6 protein-coding genes are annotated in these 16,899 nt (G+C 62.6%); 4 read left to right on the top strand and 2 right to left on the bottom strand.

Going from position 1 to position 16,899, the window contains the following annotated elements:
• The first annotated feature begins 139 nt into the window (after positions 1-139).
• The 4 genes from ACEN9F_RS25420 to ACEN9F_RS25405 all read left to right on the top strand — a co-directional run bounded on the left by ACEN9F_RS25420 (position 140) and on the right by ACEN9F_RS25405 (position 12,172).
• Positions 140-2,935, top strand: a complete 2,796-nt coding sequence (locus ACEN9F_RS25420) for a TonB-dependent receptor (protein ID WP_413424543.1) — start codon at positions 140-142, stop codon at positions 2,933-2,935.
• 202 nt (positions 2,936-3,137) lie between these two features.
• Entirely contained in the window at positions 3,138-5,936 is a 2,799-nt protein-coding gene (locus ACEN9F_RS25415; protein ID WP_413424542.1) for a TonB-dependent receptor, read from the top strand.
• A 485-nt stretch (positions 5,937-6,421) separates the two neighbouring features.
• Positions 6,422-9,262 carry a TonB-dependent receptor domain-containing protein gene (locus ACEN9F_RS25410; protein WP_413424540.1) on the top strand — a complete coding sequence of 947 codons (2,841 nt, stop codon included), beginning with the start codon at positions 6,422-6,424 and terminating at the stop codon, positions 9,260-9,262.
• A gap of 243 nt (positions 9,263-9,505) precedes the next feature.
• Positions 9,506-12,172: a TonB-dependent receptor gene (locus ACEN9F_RS25405; protein ID WP_413424538.1), complete on the top strand. Its 2,667-nt coding sequence runs from the start codon at positions 9,506-9,508 to the stop codon at positions 12,170-12,172.
• A gap of 60 nt (positions 12,173-12,232) precedes the next feature.
• Here ACEN9F_RS25405 and ACEN9F_RS25400 read toward each other — a convergent pair whose 3' ends face one another.
• A complete protein-coding gene (locus ACEN9F_RS25400) occupies positions 12,233-15,139 on the bottom strand; it encodes a TonB-dependent receptor plug domain-containing protein (RefSeq protein ID WP_413424536.1) in 2,907 nt (968 codons plus the stop codon).
• A 271-nt stretch (positions 15,140-15,410) separates the two neighbouring features.
• Positions 15,411-16,490: a 3-deoxy-7-phosphoheptulonate synthase AroG gene (gene aroG / locus ACEN9F_RS25395; RefSeq protein ID WP_413424534.1), complete on the bottom strand. Its 1,080-nt coding sequence runs from the start codon at positions 16,488-16,490 to the stop codon at positions 15,411-15,413.
• Positions 16,491-16,899: the final 409 nt, after the last annotated feature.

Raw genomic sequence — 16,899 nt, 5'->3', positions numbered from 1 at the left:
AAGCAACTTCTTTCAATGTTTATATGCGCCCCTTCCGAAAATACTTTATTTGTAGATATTTCGGAAACATATGGACTGGTCCGCGGCGTTCGCTCCGCGGCCAGCCTGAAGTTCTTGTTTTTCTTTGGAGTTTTTGTTCATGATGATGGAAACGGTTTTATCCCGCTCCGTGCGCCTGATGTTCTCGGGCAGCGTAGCAGCAGTCAGCATTCTGGCCATGCCAGCCTTCGCACAAGACGCCGCCGCCCCGGGCGCCGCGATCCAGCGCGTGGAAATCACGGGTTCGAGCATCAAGCGCGCATCCGCCGAGACCGCCTCCCCGGTCCAGATGATCACCCGTGACGAGCTGATGAAGTCCGGCAAGACCACCGTGGCCGAGTTCCTGCAGACCCTGACCGTCGACGGCGCCGGCTCCCTGCCGACCGGTTTCGGCAGCGGTTTCGCCGCCGGTTCGACCGCGATCTCGCTGCGCGGCCTGGGCGCGACCTCCACCCTGGTGCTGCTGAACGGCCGCCGCATGGCGCCGTTCGCGCGCGCCGACGACGGCCAGAAGAGCTTCACCGACCTGTCGACCATCCCGATGCAACTGGTCGAGCGCATCGAAGTGCTGAAGGACGGCGCTTCGTCGACCTACGGCGCCGACGCGATCGCCGGCGTGGTCAACATCATCCTGCGCAAGGACTTCGAAGGCGTCACCATCAAGGCCGACACCGGCACCTCGCGCTACAGCGACATGAACCAGAACAACCTGGCCGTCACCGTCGGCAAGGGCAACCTGGACGAAGACAAGTACAACGTCGTCTTCAACGTCGAGTACAAGCAGTCCGACGCGCTGGCCGCCTCCGACCGCAAGGACCGCGGCTGGATCGGCCACGGCGACATCCGTCCTTGGGGCTACCTGCAGAACACCCAGTACATGGGCGGCTTCATCACCCCTGGCGCCTCCTCGCCAACCCCGACCGGCGCGCTGCGCGATCCGAAGACCGGCAACTACACCTCGCTGGGCGGCTGCGGGCAGTTCTCGCAAACCGTCAAGCAGGACGCCGCCGGCGGCTGCCTGTGGTCGCAAGACCAGTTCCGCGGCATGCAACCGGAAGTGGAATCGCTGAACCTGTACACCCGCGGCACGCTGCAGGTGAACTCCGACCTGCAGGTGTACACCGAACTGGGCTACTCGAAGCGCAACAGCTCGTTCATGCTGGCGCCGGTAACGGCCACGCCCAACGTGACCTTCCCGGCCACCGCGGCCAACCCGCAGGGCATCATCCTGTACAGCAACGACCTGCTGATGGCCGGTTCGCACCCGCAAAACATCTACGGCGTCAACACCCGCCTGCGCTACTCGATGTTCGACCTGGGCCCGAGCAACCACATCGCCAACAACGACTTCAGCCGCATCGTGCTGGGCGCCAAGGGCAGCAACTACGGCTGGGACTGGGATGCGGGCTTCACCCACTCCGAATCCAAGCTGTACCTGGAATGGACCAACCAGCTGAACATGAACGTGCTGAAGTCCGCGCTGGGCGATCCGACCAGCAAGTACTTCCCGTACTACATCGGCGCCGAAGCCTACAAGAACCCGGCTTCGCTGTACGCCGCGCTGCGCGTGAACGCGTCGTCGAACTCGACCACCCAGCTGGACATCGTCGACTTCAAGGCCTCGCGTGAACTGTTCGCCCTGCCAGGCGGCAACATGGGCCTGGCGATCGGCGGCGAACACCGCCGCGAAAAGCTGGACAACCCGTCGCTGACCGGTTCCGAAGACGGCTCGACCAACCTGTCCTACGTGGCCGCCAAGGGCGACACCCGCGTCTCGGCCGTGTACGCCGAAGTGCTGGCGCCGGTGCTGAAGACGGTTGAACTGTCGGGCGCGCTGCGTTACGACCACTACGCCAACTTCAATTCGACCACCCCGAAACTGGGCGCGAAATGGACCCCGATCAAGAGCTTCGCGGTGCGCGGCACGTACACCGAGGGTTTCCGCGCGCCAGGCGTGGCCGAATCGAACCTGAGCAGCCAGTCGACCGGCACCTCGTCGGTGGTGGACCCGGTCCGCTGCCCGAACAACAAGCCGGCGGCCGGCGGCGCCACCTCGCTCGATTGCAACATCCAGATCGGCGCGGTCAAGGTCGGCAATCCCAACCTGTCGCCGGAGAAGTCGAAGGGCTACACCCTGGGCCTGGTATGGGATCCGCTGAACGACACCAACCTGTCGCTGGACGCATGGAAAATCCGCCGCACCAACGAGATCAACCCGCTGTCCTACGTTGAAGCGGCGGCCCTGCCGACCGCCATCCGCGCCGACAACAACCTGGTGGTCGACGGCGTCGTGATTCCCGGCACCGGCACCCTGCTGATCTCCAAGGCGCCTTACCAGAACTCCAGCTACACCGAAGTCAAGGGTGTCGACCTGGACGTCAAGCAGCGCCTGCGCCTGGGCGCCTACGGCAAGGCCACCATCAACCTGGTGTGGTCGCACGTGGCCTCGTGGGTGCGCGCCGACAAGAACCAGGTGTTCCAGTTCGCCGGCACGCACGGCAACTGCGATACCTCGGATTGCGCCGGTACGCCGAAGGACAAGATCAACCTGATCACGTCCTGGGACAAGGGCGACTGGAACCTCTCCGGTACCGTCAACTACCGTTCGGACATGAAGAACATCCGTTACGAAGGCGCGCCATGCGCGGTGCTGTTCGCCAACGGCCAGCCTTCGCCGAACGGCGCTTGCCGCCTGCCATCGTTCACCACGCTGGACATGTCGACCCGCTACACCTGGAGCAAATCGCTGCAGCTGTTCGCCTCGATGAACAACGTGCTGGACCGCATCGCACCGCTGGATGCGCTGACCTACGGCGGCATGAGCTTCAATCCGATGGATGCCAGCGGCGCCACCGGCCGTTATGTCAAAGTTGGCCTGCAGTACAAGTTTGACTAAATATAATTAGTTGGCAAGCAAGAAGGGCAGCGGGAAATCGCTGCCCTTTTTTCATTCTTGGCATAAACCTATTCATTCTTTACATAAAGCCGCATAAAATTTGACAAGAGTGGCCTTAAAGTGGTCTCATGTCGGCCCTTGTGAGAATTGGTGAGAATCCAGCTCATGAGGACATGACCACTAATAGAGAGCACATAGCAACATGATCAAAGAAACAATCCTGTCCCGTTCGCTGCGCGTGATGTTTGCCGGCGGACTGGCCATGACCCTGGGCCATGCCTACGCCCAGGAAGCCACCGAACCCGCGATGCAGCGTGTCGAGATCACCGGCTCCAGCATCAAGCGCATCGCCGCCGAATCCTCGCTGCCGGTGCAATCGTTCAGCCAGAAAGACATCAAGAAGTCCGGCGTCACCACGGTCACCGACTTCATCCAGCAACTGCCTGCGATGCAGGGTTTCTCGGTCGCGGCCGACTCGGTCGGCGGCGGCGGCGGTGGCGTCACCACCGCATCGATCCACGACATCGGCGCCTCCTACACGCTGGTGCTGCTGAACGGCCGCCGCATCGCGCCGTCCAACTCGGGCACCGTGATCGACCTGAACTCGATCCCGCTGTCGGCCATCGAGCGCGTCGAAGTGCTGACCGACGGCGCCTCGGCGCTGTACGGCGCCGACGCCATCGCCGGCGTGGTCAACTTCATCCTGAAGAAAGGCGCAGCCCCGTGGGAAATCAACGCCAAGTACAGCGCGCCTGAGCAACAAGGCGGCCGCTCCAATTCGATCAGCCTGAGCAAGGGCTTCGGCGACCTGGAGGAAGACGGCTACAGCGTGTTCGTCTCGCTCAGCCACGACGAGCAAAAGCAGCTGAAGGCATCGGACCGCGATTTCGCCAAGACCGGCATGATCAACTTCACGGATCCGAAGACCGGCAAGGCGCTGCAGTTCCTCAACGGCTCCTCGCGCGCCATCCCGGCCAACGCGGCCGTCAAGTACAACGACGCCAGCGGCAAGTCGCAGACCGCCAACCTGAACCCGTACGCGCTGATCAACGGCAAGTGCGCGCCGGTCAACGTCGACGCCTTCGGCGACGGCCAGTGCTACTACGATTACACCTCGACCATCGAGATCAATCCGGAATCGAGCCGCGACTCGTTGTTCAGCTCGGGCAGCATCAAGCTGGGCGGCACCGGCTTCAAGGCCTTCTTCGACGCCGCCTACACCGAAGCGAAGATCACCGCCCGCATCGCGCCCTACCCGGCCGACTTCTCGCTGTCGACCGACAGCGCCTTGTACAACAAATACCTGTCGCCCTACCTGACGCCGGAACAGCGCGCCGGCGTGACCTCGGTGGCCGTCAAGTACCGCCTGTATGAAATGGGCGACCGCGGCTACGAATACGGCACCAAGGCCACCCACCTGGTGGCCGGCGTCGACGGCAGCGCCTACGGCTGGGACCTCAACTCGGCCCTGACCTGGTCGCGCAACAAGCAGGAGCAGAAGTACCTGGGCGGCTTCCCGCTGGCCGACAAGTTCGACGCCCTGCTCAACAGCGGCAACTTCGATCCGTTCGCCTACGCCCAGGGCGACATGCCGCAAGCGATGCGCGACGCGCTGAACGCCACCGGCTTCAACGGCCTGTACAACACGCAAACCGTGGTCATGAAGGGCGCCGACGCGCGCGCTTCGCGCCCGGCGTTCGAACTGCCGGGCGGCAGCGCGATGATCGGCGTCGGCGTCGACTACCGCGTCACCAGCTTCAAGACCAACCAGGAAGACGTCGCCAGCAAGGCGCAGATCCTGTTCGACAGCCCGGTGTTCGACAACAGCTACGAGCGCGCCAACGGCGGCGCCTATGCCGAGTTGATGATGCCAATCAGCAAAAAGCTGGAAGTGACCGCTTCCGGCCGCTACGACACCATCGGCGCGGTCAAGGACAAGCTGGCCGGCCACGATGTCGGCGATTCGGCCAGCGCCGGCACCTACAAGGTATCGGCCAAGTACGCGGCGGCCAGGAACCTGATGCTGCGCGCGGCGACCGGTTCCGGCTTCCGCGCGGCCAGCATGACGGAAATCGCCGGCCCGCTGGAAGAGTTCGGCGTCACCGGCGGCACCTACAACTGCCCGCTGACCGCCGCCAACGGCCTGGCCGGCCACCCGCTGGCCAAGTACTGCGAAAGCGGCCGCGGCCAGTTCGAAGTGTTCCAGGGCGGCAACCCGGACCTGAAGCCGGAGAAATCCAGGCAATGGTCGATCGGCGCCGTGTGGGAGCCGACCAGCACCACCAGCGTCGCGCTGGACCTGTGGAACGTCGAGATCCGCGACCAGGTGAACTCGGTGTCGGAAGGCCTGATCTTCCAGAACCCGGCCAAGTACGCCAACCTGTTCACCACCAAGCACATCGCGTCGACCGGCCTGGATGTGCTGGCGATCAAGCTGCTGCCGATTAACATCGGCAAGGTGGAAAACCGCGGCGTCGACTACGACTTCACCCAGAAGATCAAGCTGCTCGACGGCCGCCTGACCAACCGCCTGGCCGGCACCTACCTGCTGCGCTCGCGCTACACCACGCCGGGCACCGATGACCAGTGGGAAACCAGCCTGAACCAATACGGTTCGAACGACAAGGTCAGCTTCCGCAACATCATCAAGGCCAGCACCTCGTGGGACAACGCCCGGTGGACCCACACGCTGACGGCCAACTACCGCAACGGCTACACCGACAAGCATCAGAACGCCGATGACTGCGCGGTGACCACGGCCGATGCGGCGCAGGCATGCTACGACATCACGCTGGAAGTGCCGAGCTACACCACCTTCGACCTGCAGACGGCCTACCGTCCGCTGAAGAACGTGGAGATCACGGCCGGCGCGGTCAACCTGTTCGACCGCAACCCGCCTTTCTCGCTGCGCAACACCGGTTCGCACCAGATCGGCTACAACCCGTCCTACTCCAGCGCCCTGGGCCGCACCTTCTATCTGAGCGGTTCCTACAAGTTCTGATCGACCGGCGATAGCGAATAGCTAAAGCCCCCGAACCCGGATCCGCCAGCAGGCGCATCCGGGTTTTTTACTACCTGAATCTTTATTTCCATAGAGCATTTCACCTGTCGCAAAAATGTAACGCCATGTATCTCTATTAACGCAGGTTCATAAATATTGTCATGCACCACAATGTTGCAAGGCAACGACGCCCCGCCAATACATTCGCTTCTTTTTTGATAGTAAATCAAGGTTTCAACCGATTTCGATGCCGTGCGCACCAAATTAGAGCGTTTTTTCGATCAAATTTGAGGCATTGTTGACTCGGATAAAACAATAACATTTAACTATTTTCAGTGATCTTTGCACATTGACAGTAATTAACGCCGGGTGATCTGATGGGCAGATGAAAAGAACGTTCATGTTTTTTTCAACGGCAGCGGTATCGCCGATAAAAAATAACTAAATCACACCCGTGTTCATCGTTTTAAATTGGGAGCTAAATAATGATGGTTGAAACAGTATTGTCGCGATCGGTACGCCTGATCTGCGCCAGTGGCCTGGCGCTGGGCATGCACGCCGCCGTGGCACAAACCGCGGACGCGCCTATCCAGCGCGTGGAAATTACCGGTTCGAGCATTAAGCGCATTACCGCTGAAGGCGCGTTGCCGGTACAGACCCTGTCCAAGGCACAGATCGAGCAATCCGGCGCCTCCAGCGTGGCCGACCTGATCGCCACGCTGCCGTCGATGCAAGGTTTCACCACCTCGTCGATGTCGGTCAACGGCGGCGGCGGCGGTCTGCAAACCGCCTCGATCCACGCCATCGGCGAAGGCTACACGCTGGTGCTGCTGAACGGCCGCCGCCTGGCGCCAGCCACCTCCGGCTCCACCGTCAACCTGGCCAGCATTCCGCTGGCGGCGGTCGAGCGCGTCGAGATCCTGACCGACGGCGCCAACACCCTGTACGGTTCGGACGCGATCGCCGGCGTGGTCAACTTCATCCTGAAGAAAAACCAGACCGACGCCATCATCGATGCCTCGTACAGCCAGCCAAACAGCAGCGGCGGCCAGACCTCGACCGCCTCGATCTCCAAGGGCTGGGGCGACCTCGACAAGGACGGCTACAACATCTTGCTGTCGGCTTCCCACGATGAAACCAAGGCTTCCTGGGCCAAGGACAGCGATTTCTCCAAGAGCGGCGTGATTCCGTTCTACGATAACGGCAAGGCTTACAGCCTGTACCAGCTGAGCTCGAACTCGATTCCGGGCACCGCCACCGTCAAGTACACCAAGGCCGACGGTTCCGCCTCCAGCGCGGCCTTCAGCCCGAATCTGTTCGCCACCGGCGCCTGCAACGGTGCCAACCTGTTCAAGGTCGGCAACCGCTGCCTGTACGACTATGCGGCAACCGTGCAAAACACCCCGGGCCTGAAGCGCGACAGCGGCTTCGGCTCGTTGAACATCAAGATCAACGACAACACCAACTTCTTTGCCGAAGGTCTGATTTCGTCGTTCAGCAACACCGCGCAATACGCCGCGCCAGCCCAGCCGCTGGGCGTGCCGCTGAGCAGCGCGCTGTACGCCAAGTCGATCGCGCCATACCTGACCCGCCTGGGCATCCCGGCGTCGGCAACGGTCAATAGCGTGACGATGAACCTGCGCCTGGTGGACGCCGGCGGCCGCGCCGACGAATACAAAACCGTCGCCAAGCACCTGGCCTTCGGCGTCGACGGCTCGTTCAAGGGCTTCGACTACCGTGCAGCCTACACCCACTCGGAAAACAAGCAGACCGACACCGCCGCCGGCGGCTACATGAGCCTGGACGCCTTCGACGCGCTGGTCACCGCCGGCAAGTTCGATCCGTTCGCGCCACCGGGCACCTCGCAGGCAGTGCTGGCTCCGGCCGTGCTGCACAACCAGTTCAGCGAAACCAAGTCCAGCATCGACATGATCCAGGCCAGCGCTTCGACCGAGCTGTTCAAGATGCCGGCCGGCGTAGCCCAACTGGCGGTCGGCGCCGACTTCACCAAGCAGAAGTATTCGGAAGCCCCGGATGCCTACTCGCAAGGCCAGAACAAGCAGCAGCCCACCTTCACCGACGCCATCGTCGGTGGTGGCGCCGGCGCCCTGCCGATCGACGCCAGTCGTAAAAACTGGGGTGCGTACGGCGAGTTGCTGCTGCCTGTCCTGAAGAATATGGACCTGACCGCGTCGACCCGCTACGACGATTTCAGCGCCGTCACCAACGACAAGAACTTCGACGCTGACGGCAACCTGATCGGCTCCGGCAAACAGGGCGAGACCGCCAGCAAGGCCACCTACAAACTGGCGCTGCGCTGGAACCCGGTCGAATCGCTGCTGATCCGCGGCTCCTACGGCACCGGCTTCAAGGCGCCGACCATGGTCAACATCGTCAAGCCGCTGGTCAACGGTGGTTCGTCGGCCTTCCACGCTTGCCCGATCACCTCGGCCAGCGATCCACGCTTCAAGCTGTGCAACCCTGGCTCGTCGGAATACGGCCTGCTGTCCGGTGGTAACGCCGCCGTCGGCGCCGGCGCGCTGAAGCCGGAAGAATCGAAACAAGCGACGCTGGGCTTCCGTCTGGAACCCATGCCTAGCCTGTCGATCGGTTTCGACCTGTGGGACGTCAAGCTGACCAACCAGATCCAGACCCTGTCGGAAGACCTGGTGTTCAACAACCCGGCCGTCTACGACAGCCTGCTGCGCGTCTACTACGATCCGATCCAGAAGCAGAACGTACTGGTTGCGGCGCTGACCCCGTTCAACCTGGCCAGCTCGCACTACCAGGGTATCGACTGGGATCACACCTACAAGACCACGACCCCGTTCGGCAAGCTGAACGTGCAGTGGACCGGTACCTACATGACCAAGGCGGAACAGGAAACCCCAGGCACCGGCCTGGAGAAGAACATCGGCCGCTTCAACTCGTACTCGGACGTGACCTTCCGTTGGATTTCGAAGCTGACCGCGTCGCTGCGCACCAATATGTTCATCCACTCGCTGACGGCCAACTACCATTCGGGCTACATCGACCAGGTGTACAACGAAGACGACACCGTCGTGCGTGAAGTGCTGGCCGACGGCACCCTGGGCGACTACGTGCCGTTCTCGCGCAAGGTCAGCTCGTACACCACCTTCGACTGGCAGACCAAGGCGCAGCTGAGCAAGCAGTTCACGCTGACCGCCGGCATCAAGAACCTGGCCGACATCGCCCCGCCGTTCACCATCCGCAACGCCGGTGGTGGTAACCAGGCTGGCTACGATGGCCGCTATACCGACCCGCTGGGCCGCACCTTCTACCTGACCGGCAACTACAAGTTCTAATCAGGTCGATCCCGTGAAAGGGCCCTTCGGGGCCCTTTTTTTCGTCTATACATCTAGACATCTTTAACTTACCGTTGTTTTATATTAACAGCTAAGGTTTCATTATTGACACCGCCTCCTGCATAGTGAAATTATCAAGGCCCTGACCAAACCACTTTAACCAATGGTCACGAGCGCCTGTCGACTTCCTACCGGGAAGTTGGTTAATAACAATATTGATGTTCGTTTTGGGAGTTGAGAGCAATGATGAAAGAAACTATCCTGTCCTGTTCCATGCGCCGGATCTACGCCGGCGGCTTGCTGGGCCTGGGGCTGATCGCGCCGCTGGCGCAGGCACAAACCGAGGCGCCGATGCAGCGCGTCGAAGTGACGGGTTCCTCGATTAAACGCCTGGTGTCGGAAACCGCCAACCCGCTGACCGTGTTCAAGTCCGACGACTTCGTCAAGCAGGGCCTGACCACCGCCCAGGAAGTGCTGGACCGCATCCCGTCGAACAGCTCCAGTTTCAGTTCCGGCAACGTGGTCGGCGGCAACAGCTCCGGCCTGCCGACCGGCGGCCAGGCCAGCGCCGACTTGCGCGGCCTGGGCGGCGACAAGACCCTGGTGCTGCTGAACGGCCGCCGCCTGGCCAACCACCCGTACGACGGCGCCAGCGTCGACCTGAACATGATCCCGGTGGCGGCGCTGGAACGCGTCGAAGTGCTGCGCGACGGCGCCTCGGCGATCTACGGTACCGACGCCATCGGCGGCGTGATCAACTTCATCACCAAGCGCTCGGTGCAGACCACCACCATCACCGCCGAAGCGGTGCTGCCGCGCGCGGTCGGCGCCGACGAAAAGCGCGTCAACCTGTCGACCGGCTTCGGCAACCTGGACGAAGACGGCTACAACGTGTTCGGCGTGTTCGACTACCACAAGCTCGACATCCTGACCTCGCAGCAGCGCGAGTTCTCCAAGACCGGCGTGATTCCGTCGCGCGGCCTGAACCTGACCTCCGGCACCACCTTCCCGGGCAACTACTTCGATCCGACCTCGGGCGCCACCGGCAATCCCGGCTTCGCCACCGGCTGCGACGCGCCGAACTCGGTGCCGCGCGCCAGCAACGGCACCTGCCGCCAGGACTACACGCGCCAGATCGACGACCTGCCCGAGCAAAAGCAGACCGCCTTCTTCAGCAAGGCCACCTTCAAGATCAACAACGACCACCAGGCCTCGATCGAGTACCTGCACGCGGAAAACGACGTGGTGTCGCACACCGCGCCGCCGCCGCAGACCGGCCTGATCCTGCCGAAGTCGAGCAAATACTATCCGGGCAATGCGGGCGGCGTGCCGGCCATGCCTGGCCTGTCGGGCGACCCGCTGTCGGTCAACTGGCGTCCGACCGAAGCGGGCATGCGCACCATCAACTCCAAGGGCTCGGCCGACCGCCTGGCCTTCGCCGTCGAAGGCCTGTTCAAGAACTGGGACTACAAGACCGGCTTCACGCTGTCGGAAAGCCGCTCGGCTGAATACTTCACCGGCGGCTACGTGAACGACGCCAGCTTCGCCGCCGGCGTGGCCAACGGCATCCTGAATCCGTTCGGCCTGCAGGACGCGGCCGGCAAGAGCTACCTGGACAGCACCGCGCTGCGCGGCCAGGTGCAGAAGGGCAAGACCCGCAACACCGGCATCGACGCCAAGGCCAGCCGCGAGCTGATGGACCTGGGCGGCGGCAAGCTGGCGGTGGCGGTGGGCGGCGAACTGCGCCGCGAGGAAGCGGACTTCTACGTCAACCGCGACATCGCCGGCCAAGCCGCCTCGTCCGGCCTGTCCGGTTCGCAATCGACCGACGGCGCCCGCACCATCAAGGCGGTGTTCGGCGAATTGAACATGCCGCTGATCAAGGACCTGGAAGTGCAGCTGGCCGTCCGCTACGATGACTACAGCGACGTCGGCCACACCACCAATCCGAAACTGGGCGTGCGCTACCAGCCGACCAAGCAGGTGCTGCTGCGCGGCTCGGCCTCGACCGGCTTCCGCGCGCCGACGCTGTTCGAGAAAAACGCGCCGCGTTCGAAGAACGATACCAACAACTCGTACAACGATCCGGTGCTGTGCCCGGGCGGCGTGCTGTCGTCGAACCCGATCGCCAACCCGCTGCGCGACTGCGACCTGCAGCAGTTCAAGCTGCAAGGCGGCAATCCCGACCTGAGCCCGGAAAAATCCAAGACCTTCTCGGTCGGCATCGTGCTGGAACCCATCCCGCAAGCGACGCTGGCCCTGGACTACTGGAACATCAAGCTCAAGGACAAGATCAACGCGCTGCCGGAAGAAGCCATCTACGGCGACTACGCCAAGTACCAGGCGCGCTTCCTGCGCAACCCGGACGGCTCGCCGTACGCGATCCTGGACTTGAAGGAAAACCTGGGCAAGGTCAACACCGACGGCGTCGACCTGAGCCTGACGCTGCGTTCGGGCGCCACCGATGCCGGCTCGTTCACGCTGACCCTGGACGGCACCTATGTCCACAAGTATGAGTACCAGGACGAGCGCGACGGTCCGTTCACCCAGAACGTCGGCCGCTACGCCGCCAACAATCCGGTGTTCCGCTGGAAGCACAACCTGGCGCTGAACTGGCGCCTGGGCAACTGGGCGGCGACGCTGGCGCAATCGTTCAAGTCCGGCTACACCGACCAGAACCTGGACATCGAAGACAAGTACCTGAACAAAGTGCCTTCGTATGCGCTGTGGAATATGTCGGGCAGCTACACCGGCATCAAGGGCGTGACCCTGACCGCCGGCGTCAAGAACCTGCTGGACAAGGACCCACCGTTCTCGAACCAGGGCACGCTGTTCCAGAAAGGCTACGATCCACGCTACACGGATCCGGTCGGCCGCTCGCTGTACCTGCGCGGCAGCTACAGCTTCTAAGTTTGACGCACGAAAAAAATCCCGGCTTTGCCGGGATTTTTTTTTGGTACAGAGACAGGATCAGAACTTGTAGTTGCCGGTGATGTAGAACGAACGGCCGGCTGGGTCGGCGTAACGGCCGTCGTAGCCGATCTGGTTGCCGCCACCGGCGTTCTGCAAGGTGAACGGCGGGCTGCGATCCAGCAGGTTCTTGATGCCGGCGGTCAGCGCGAATTTGCCGAAGTCATACTTGCCCTGCCAGTCGACCGTGGTGTACGACGGCGTCCACAGACCGGCGAACGCCACCGTGTCGCCGACGCTGCCGTCCGGATTCACGGCAAACACCGCCGTATCCTCCGGGTAGGACTGGTCGTGGTAGCCGGACTTGTAGTGCGCGGTCAGGGTATTGGTCAGCTTGCCGTTGGTCAGGCTCAGGCTGACGTTGCTCTGCACGCGGAACACCACGCCGTTGTCCTGGCCGAACATGCCCAGATCGGAATACACCGTGCCGCCCGCCTGGGTGGTGTAGTTCTGCTTGAGCATGTAGGTGCCGTTCCAGGCCGCGCGGAGATCGCCGATGGCGGTCTTGTTGCGGTAGCTGAAGTCCCAGTCGATGCCGCGGTAGTTCGCCACGCCGCCGTTGATCGGCGCCAGCAGGTAGGCAATCGTGGTGTAGCCGGCTGGATCGGGATACGGGTTCACGAACAGGTTTTTATACTGCTGCGGATTCTTGAAGCCTTCCTGCTCCGGCACGCCGGCCGACAACACCTGATTGCGGATCTGCACGTTCCACAGGTCCAGGCCCAGCGACAGGCCGCGCAGCGGTTCGATGCGGCCGCCCAGGGTCCATTGCTTGGATTTCTCAGGCTGCAGACCGGCCGAGCCGCTCTGGCCGTTCGGACCGGTCAGCAGGTCGTACTGGGCCTGGCCGACCTGGCAGCCCGGCGAGCCGGGGAACGGGCAGGCATAGCTGCCGGCGGTGCTGCCGTTGAAGGTGTTGGCGCCGGCGATGTCGTTCAGGTTGGGCGCCTTGAAGCCGGTGCCGTAGGCGGCGCGCAGCAGCACGGTGTCGACCGGCGTCCATTTCATGCTCAGCTTGTAGGTGCCGGCGCTGGAGCTGTTGCCGATGTCGCCGCTGGCGAGACGCGGAATCAGACCGCTGGCGTCAGGCACGCTGGCAAAGATGTAATTGCTGTTGACCTTGTCGTAGCTGTCGTAGCGGCCGGACACGGTGGCCTCCAGGGTCTTGGTCACCGGCAGCAACACCTCGGAGAAGATACCCCAGTTGTCGCGCTTGGCGTCGAACGGCACCTGGCCGTAGCTGCCGCCGACCGGGTAGTTGCCCGATGCCGGCTGGGTCGAGAAGCCCGAGCTCGACAGGATCAACGGGCTGTATTCGATCTGGTAGCTGGTCTTGGAATAATCGCCGCCGACCGAAATGATCGATGTACCACCCGGCAGCGAGAACAGATCGTGCTGCGCGCCGGCGTGCACCGTGTTCAACTTGGAGGTGGTGGTCGAGAAGTTGACGCCGTTCAGCAGGGTTGGCCTGAGCAGTTCGGCGCCGACGCCGGTGACCGGGTCGTATTTGCCGGCCGCGACCAGCGCTTCCAGCTTCTCGAAGTCGGCATAGCCGCCGGCCGCGTTGTCCTTGATCTTGCTTTGCGACAGGATCAGGCTGGCGTTATAGGCCCAACCGAAGGCGTTGCCGTCGATGCCGGTGGCGAAGTGGGTGGCATCGGTCTTGTACTCGTCGGCGCGGCCGCCGATCAGCACCGAGCGGTAGCCCAGCGTGGCGTTGCCGGTCGGGTTTTCCAGGCCGTTGGCGTCCAGGTAGGACTGCACGTATTTCGCGTACAGCGCCGGGAAGCGGGTGGTGGCGTTCACGCCCATCGGCTGCGCCGATGGCGCATATTGCGCCGTCATCGAGTAGGTCGACAGGATCAGCTCGGCCCAGGCCGTGGTGTTTTCGTTGACCTTGAACGTGCCCTTCAGCAGGCCGCTGTCATGGCGGCTGCCCGGCACGTCTTCCACCGTGGAGGCGTAGTTGAAGCGGCACTGCGCGCCCAACGGGCCGGCCAGCGCGCTGCCGCAATTGCCGTTGGCGGCCAGGTAAGGATTGATCGCGTAGCCGGTCGGGTCGGCGGCCGAACCTTTCGGACGGGCGTTGAAGGTGATGTTGGCCGGTTCGGTATTGCCGGTGCGCTGGTCGAAGTAGTATTGCTTGCCGCCGCTGTTGAACTTGAAGAACGCGCCCTTGGCCGAGAAGTCGCGCTGCAGCGCGGTGATGCGGCTCAGTTCCTCATGGCTGTACGACGCCAGCAGGTTCCAGCCGTCGCTGTCCAGGTCGCCCCAGCCCTTGGTGATGCCGGCGCTGCTCCATTTGCCGCCGTTCGCCTTCGGCTGGCCGTAGGTGGCGTAGACTTCGCCTTTGGTCGAGTTCTTCTTCAGGATGAAGTTGACCACGCCGGCGATCGCGTCCGAGCCGTACAGCGCGGAGGCGCCGTCGGTCAGGATCTCGACCCGCTCGACCGCTTCCAGCGGGATGCTGGCGATGTTGACGGCATAGCCGCCACCCTGGCCCGAGCCCACCGCGCTGGGCGCCATGCGCTGGCCGTCGACCAGCACCAGCGTGTATTTGGACGGCAGCGAGTGCAGCGCGGCGGTGGTGAGGCCGGCGCCGCCGCCGTTGACCGAGCTCGACGATGGCACAAAGCCCTGCATCGACGCCTGCATCTGTATCAGTTCCGTGGCGGAGGTAGCGCCGCTGGCCTTGATATCGGCAGCGGTCAGCGTCTGCACCGGCAGCGAGCCCTCCTTCTGGATGCGCTTGATCGACGAACCCGTGATCTCGACGCGCTGGATGGGCTGGCTGTCGGCCGCTGCCTCTTGCGCTATTGCCGGCAAGGCCAGCAGGCCCAGGCTGGCGGCAACGCCACCCGAGAACATCAGGCGCAGCGAACGGGACAGCATTTTTTCTTGCATCATGTTTCAACCTCCGTGTTGAATTATTTTTGAATACACCGGCCCAACGTCCATTGCCCGGATGGCAGCGGATCGCTGTTCTTTTGATTAAATTGGTGTTGTCTCTAGGAAGGTGTTCATCGACACCGGCCATGCTGTCTATAAAAGCATGTGCCGGAATTAAGTGTCAATCGAACTCATGGCAATTTTGGCGCACTTACAACAACCTTACTAGCCTGTTACAAAAAAAACGGCCCCAATCCGCCATTGGGGCCGTCGTGCCGGGAATAAACGCTTATTTCGACGCGGCTTCGGCGGCCTGCGTCGCCAGGCGGCGCTGGCGCACGGCGGCGGCCAGGCCTTGCAATACTTGCACGCTGCTATCCCAGTCGATGCAGCCGTCGGTGACGGACTGGCCGTAGGTCAGTTCCTTGCCCGGCACCAGGTCCTGGCGGCCGGCCACCAGGTGCGACTCCACCATCACGCCGACGATGCGGTTGTCGCCGCCGGCCACCTGGCGGCCGATGTCGGCGCACACCGGCACCTGGTTTTCCGGCTTCTTCGAACTGTTGGCGTGCGAGGCGTCGATCATCAGGCGCGCCGCCAGGCCCTGGCCGGCGATCGCCTTGCAGGCCTCTTCCACGCTGGCGGCGTCATAGTTCGGCGCTTTGCCGCCGCGCAAGATGATGTGGCAATCCTCGTTGCCGTTGGTCGACACGATGGCCGAGTGGCCGCCCTTGGTCACCGACAGGAAGTGGTGCGGCTGCGAGGCGGCCTTGATCGCTTCCACCGCGATCTTGACGTTGCCGTCGGTGCCGTTCTTGAAACCGACCGGACAGGACAGGCCGGAAGCCAGCTCGCGGTGCACCTGCGACTCGGTGGTGCGGGCGCCGATCGCGCCCCAGCTGATCAGGTCGGCGATGTACTGCGGACTGATCACGTCGAGGAACTCGGTGCCGGCCGGCAGGCCCAGCTCGTTGATGTCGCGCAGCAGCTCGCGCGCCATGCGCAGGCCGTCGTTGATGCGGAAGCTGTTGTCCATGTACGGGTCGTTGATCATGCCCTTCCAGCCCACCGTGGTGCGCGGCTTTTCGAAGTAGACGCGCATGACGATTTCCAGGTCGCCGGCCAGTTCGCGGCGCAGGTGGATCAGGCGGTTGGCGTATTCCATGGCCGCCTTCGGATCGTGGATCGAGCACGGGCCGATCACCACCATCAGGCGGTCGTCCTGGCCGTGCAGGATGCGGTGCAGCGCCACGCGCGCATTGGCGGCAGTCTGTTCGGCCGCTTCCGTGCAAGCAAACTCGCGGATCAGGTGGGACGGTGGCGTCAATTCCTTCATCTCGCGGATGCGCAAATCATCGGTACGGGGCATGCTGTTCTCCAAAATGATCAAAAAGTAGGGGTAAAAAAAAACCGCCTCGGGGAGGCGGTTTTTTCAGGATTCGCTGGAACTCGTTTTTTGCTTCTACGTGCACCGGCCGCTACTCCACCGCCTTTGGGTTGGAATTGCTAAAGTAAAAATAGCCGGTAAAGAAGAAGTGGGTCATCAACGTGGTTCCGTAAGTGTTGGATTGACTATAACGCCATTGTTCAAGGCTTGGCAAGCCTTTTCTTAGCGGCATGTCCGCCGTCCCTACACAACTTTACACCTGCGCGGATGGCCTTAACATCTTATCCATTGTGACCAATTGTAATCGCCCTTTCCGGGCTGGACGGGGCCCGCGCGCCGCTGCGCACATCCACGCAAAAAACCATCTTAACAGGTGTGATTGTTTGCCACT

It is taken from the genome of Duganella sp. CT11-25, from assembly GCF_047302815.1.
Taxonomy (GTDB): Bacteria; Pseudomonadota; Gammaproteobacteria; order Burkholderiales; family Burkholderiaceae_D; genus Rugamonas.
The sequence above is the reverse complement of the archived record's forward strand: the minus strand, read 5'-3'. Positions and strand labels throughout refer to the sequence as shown.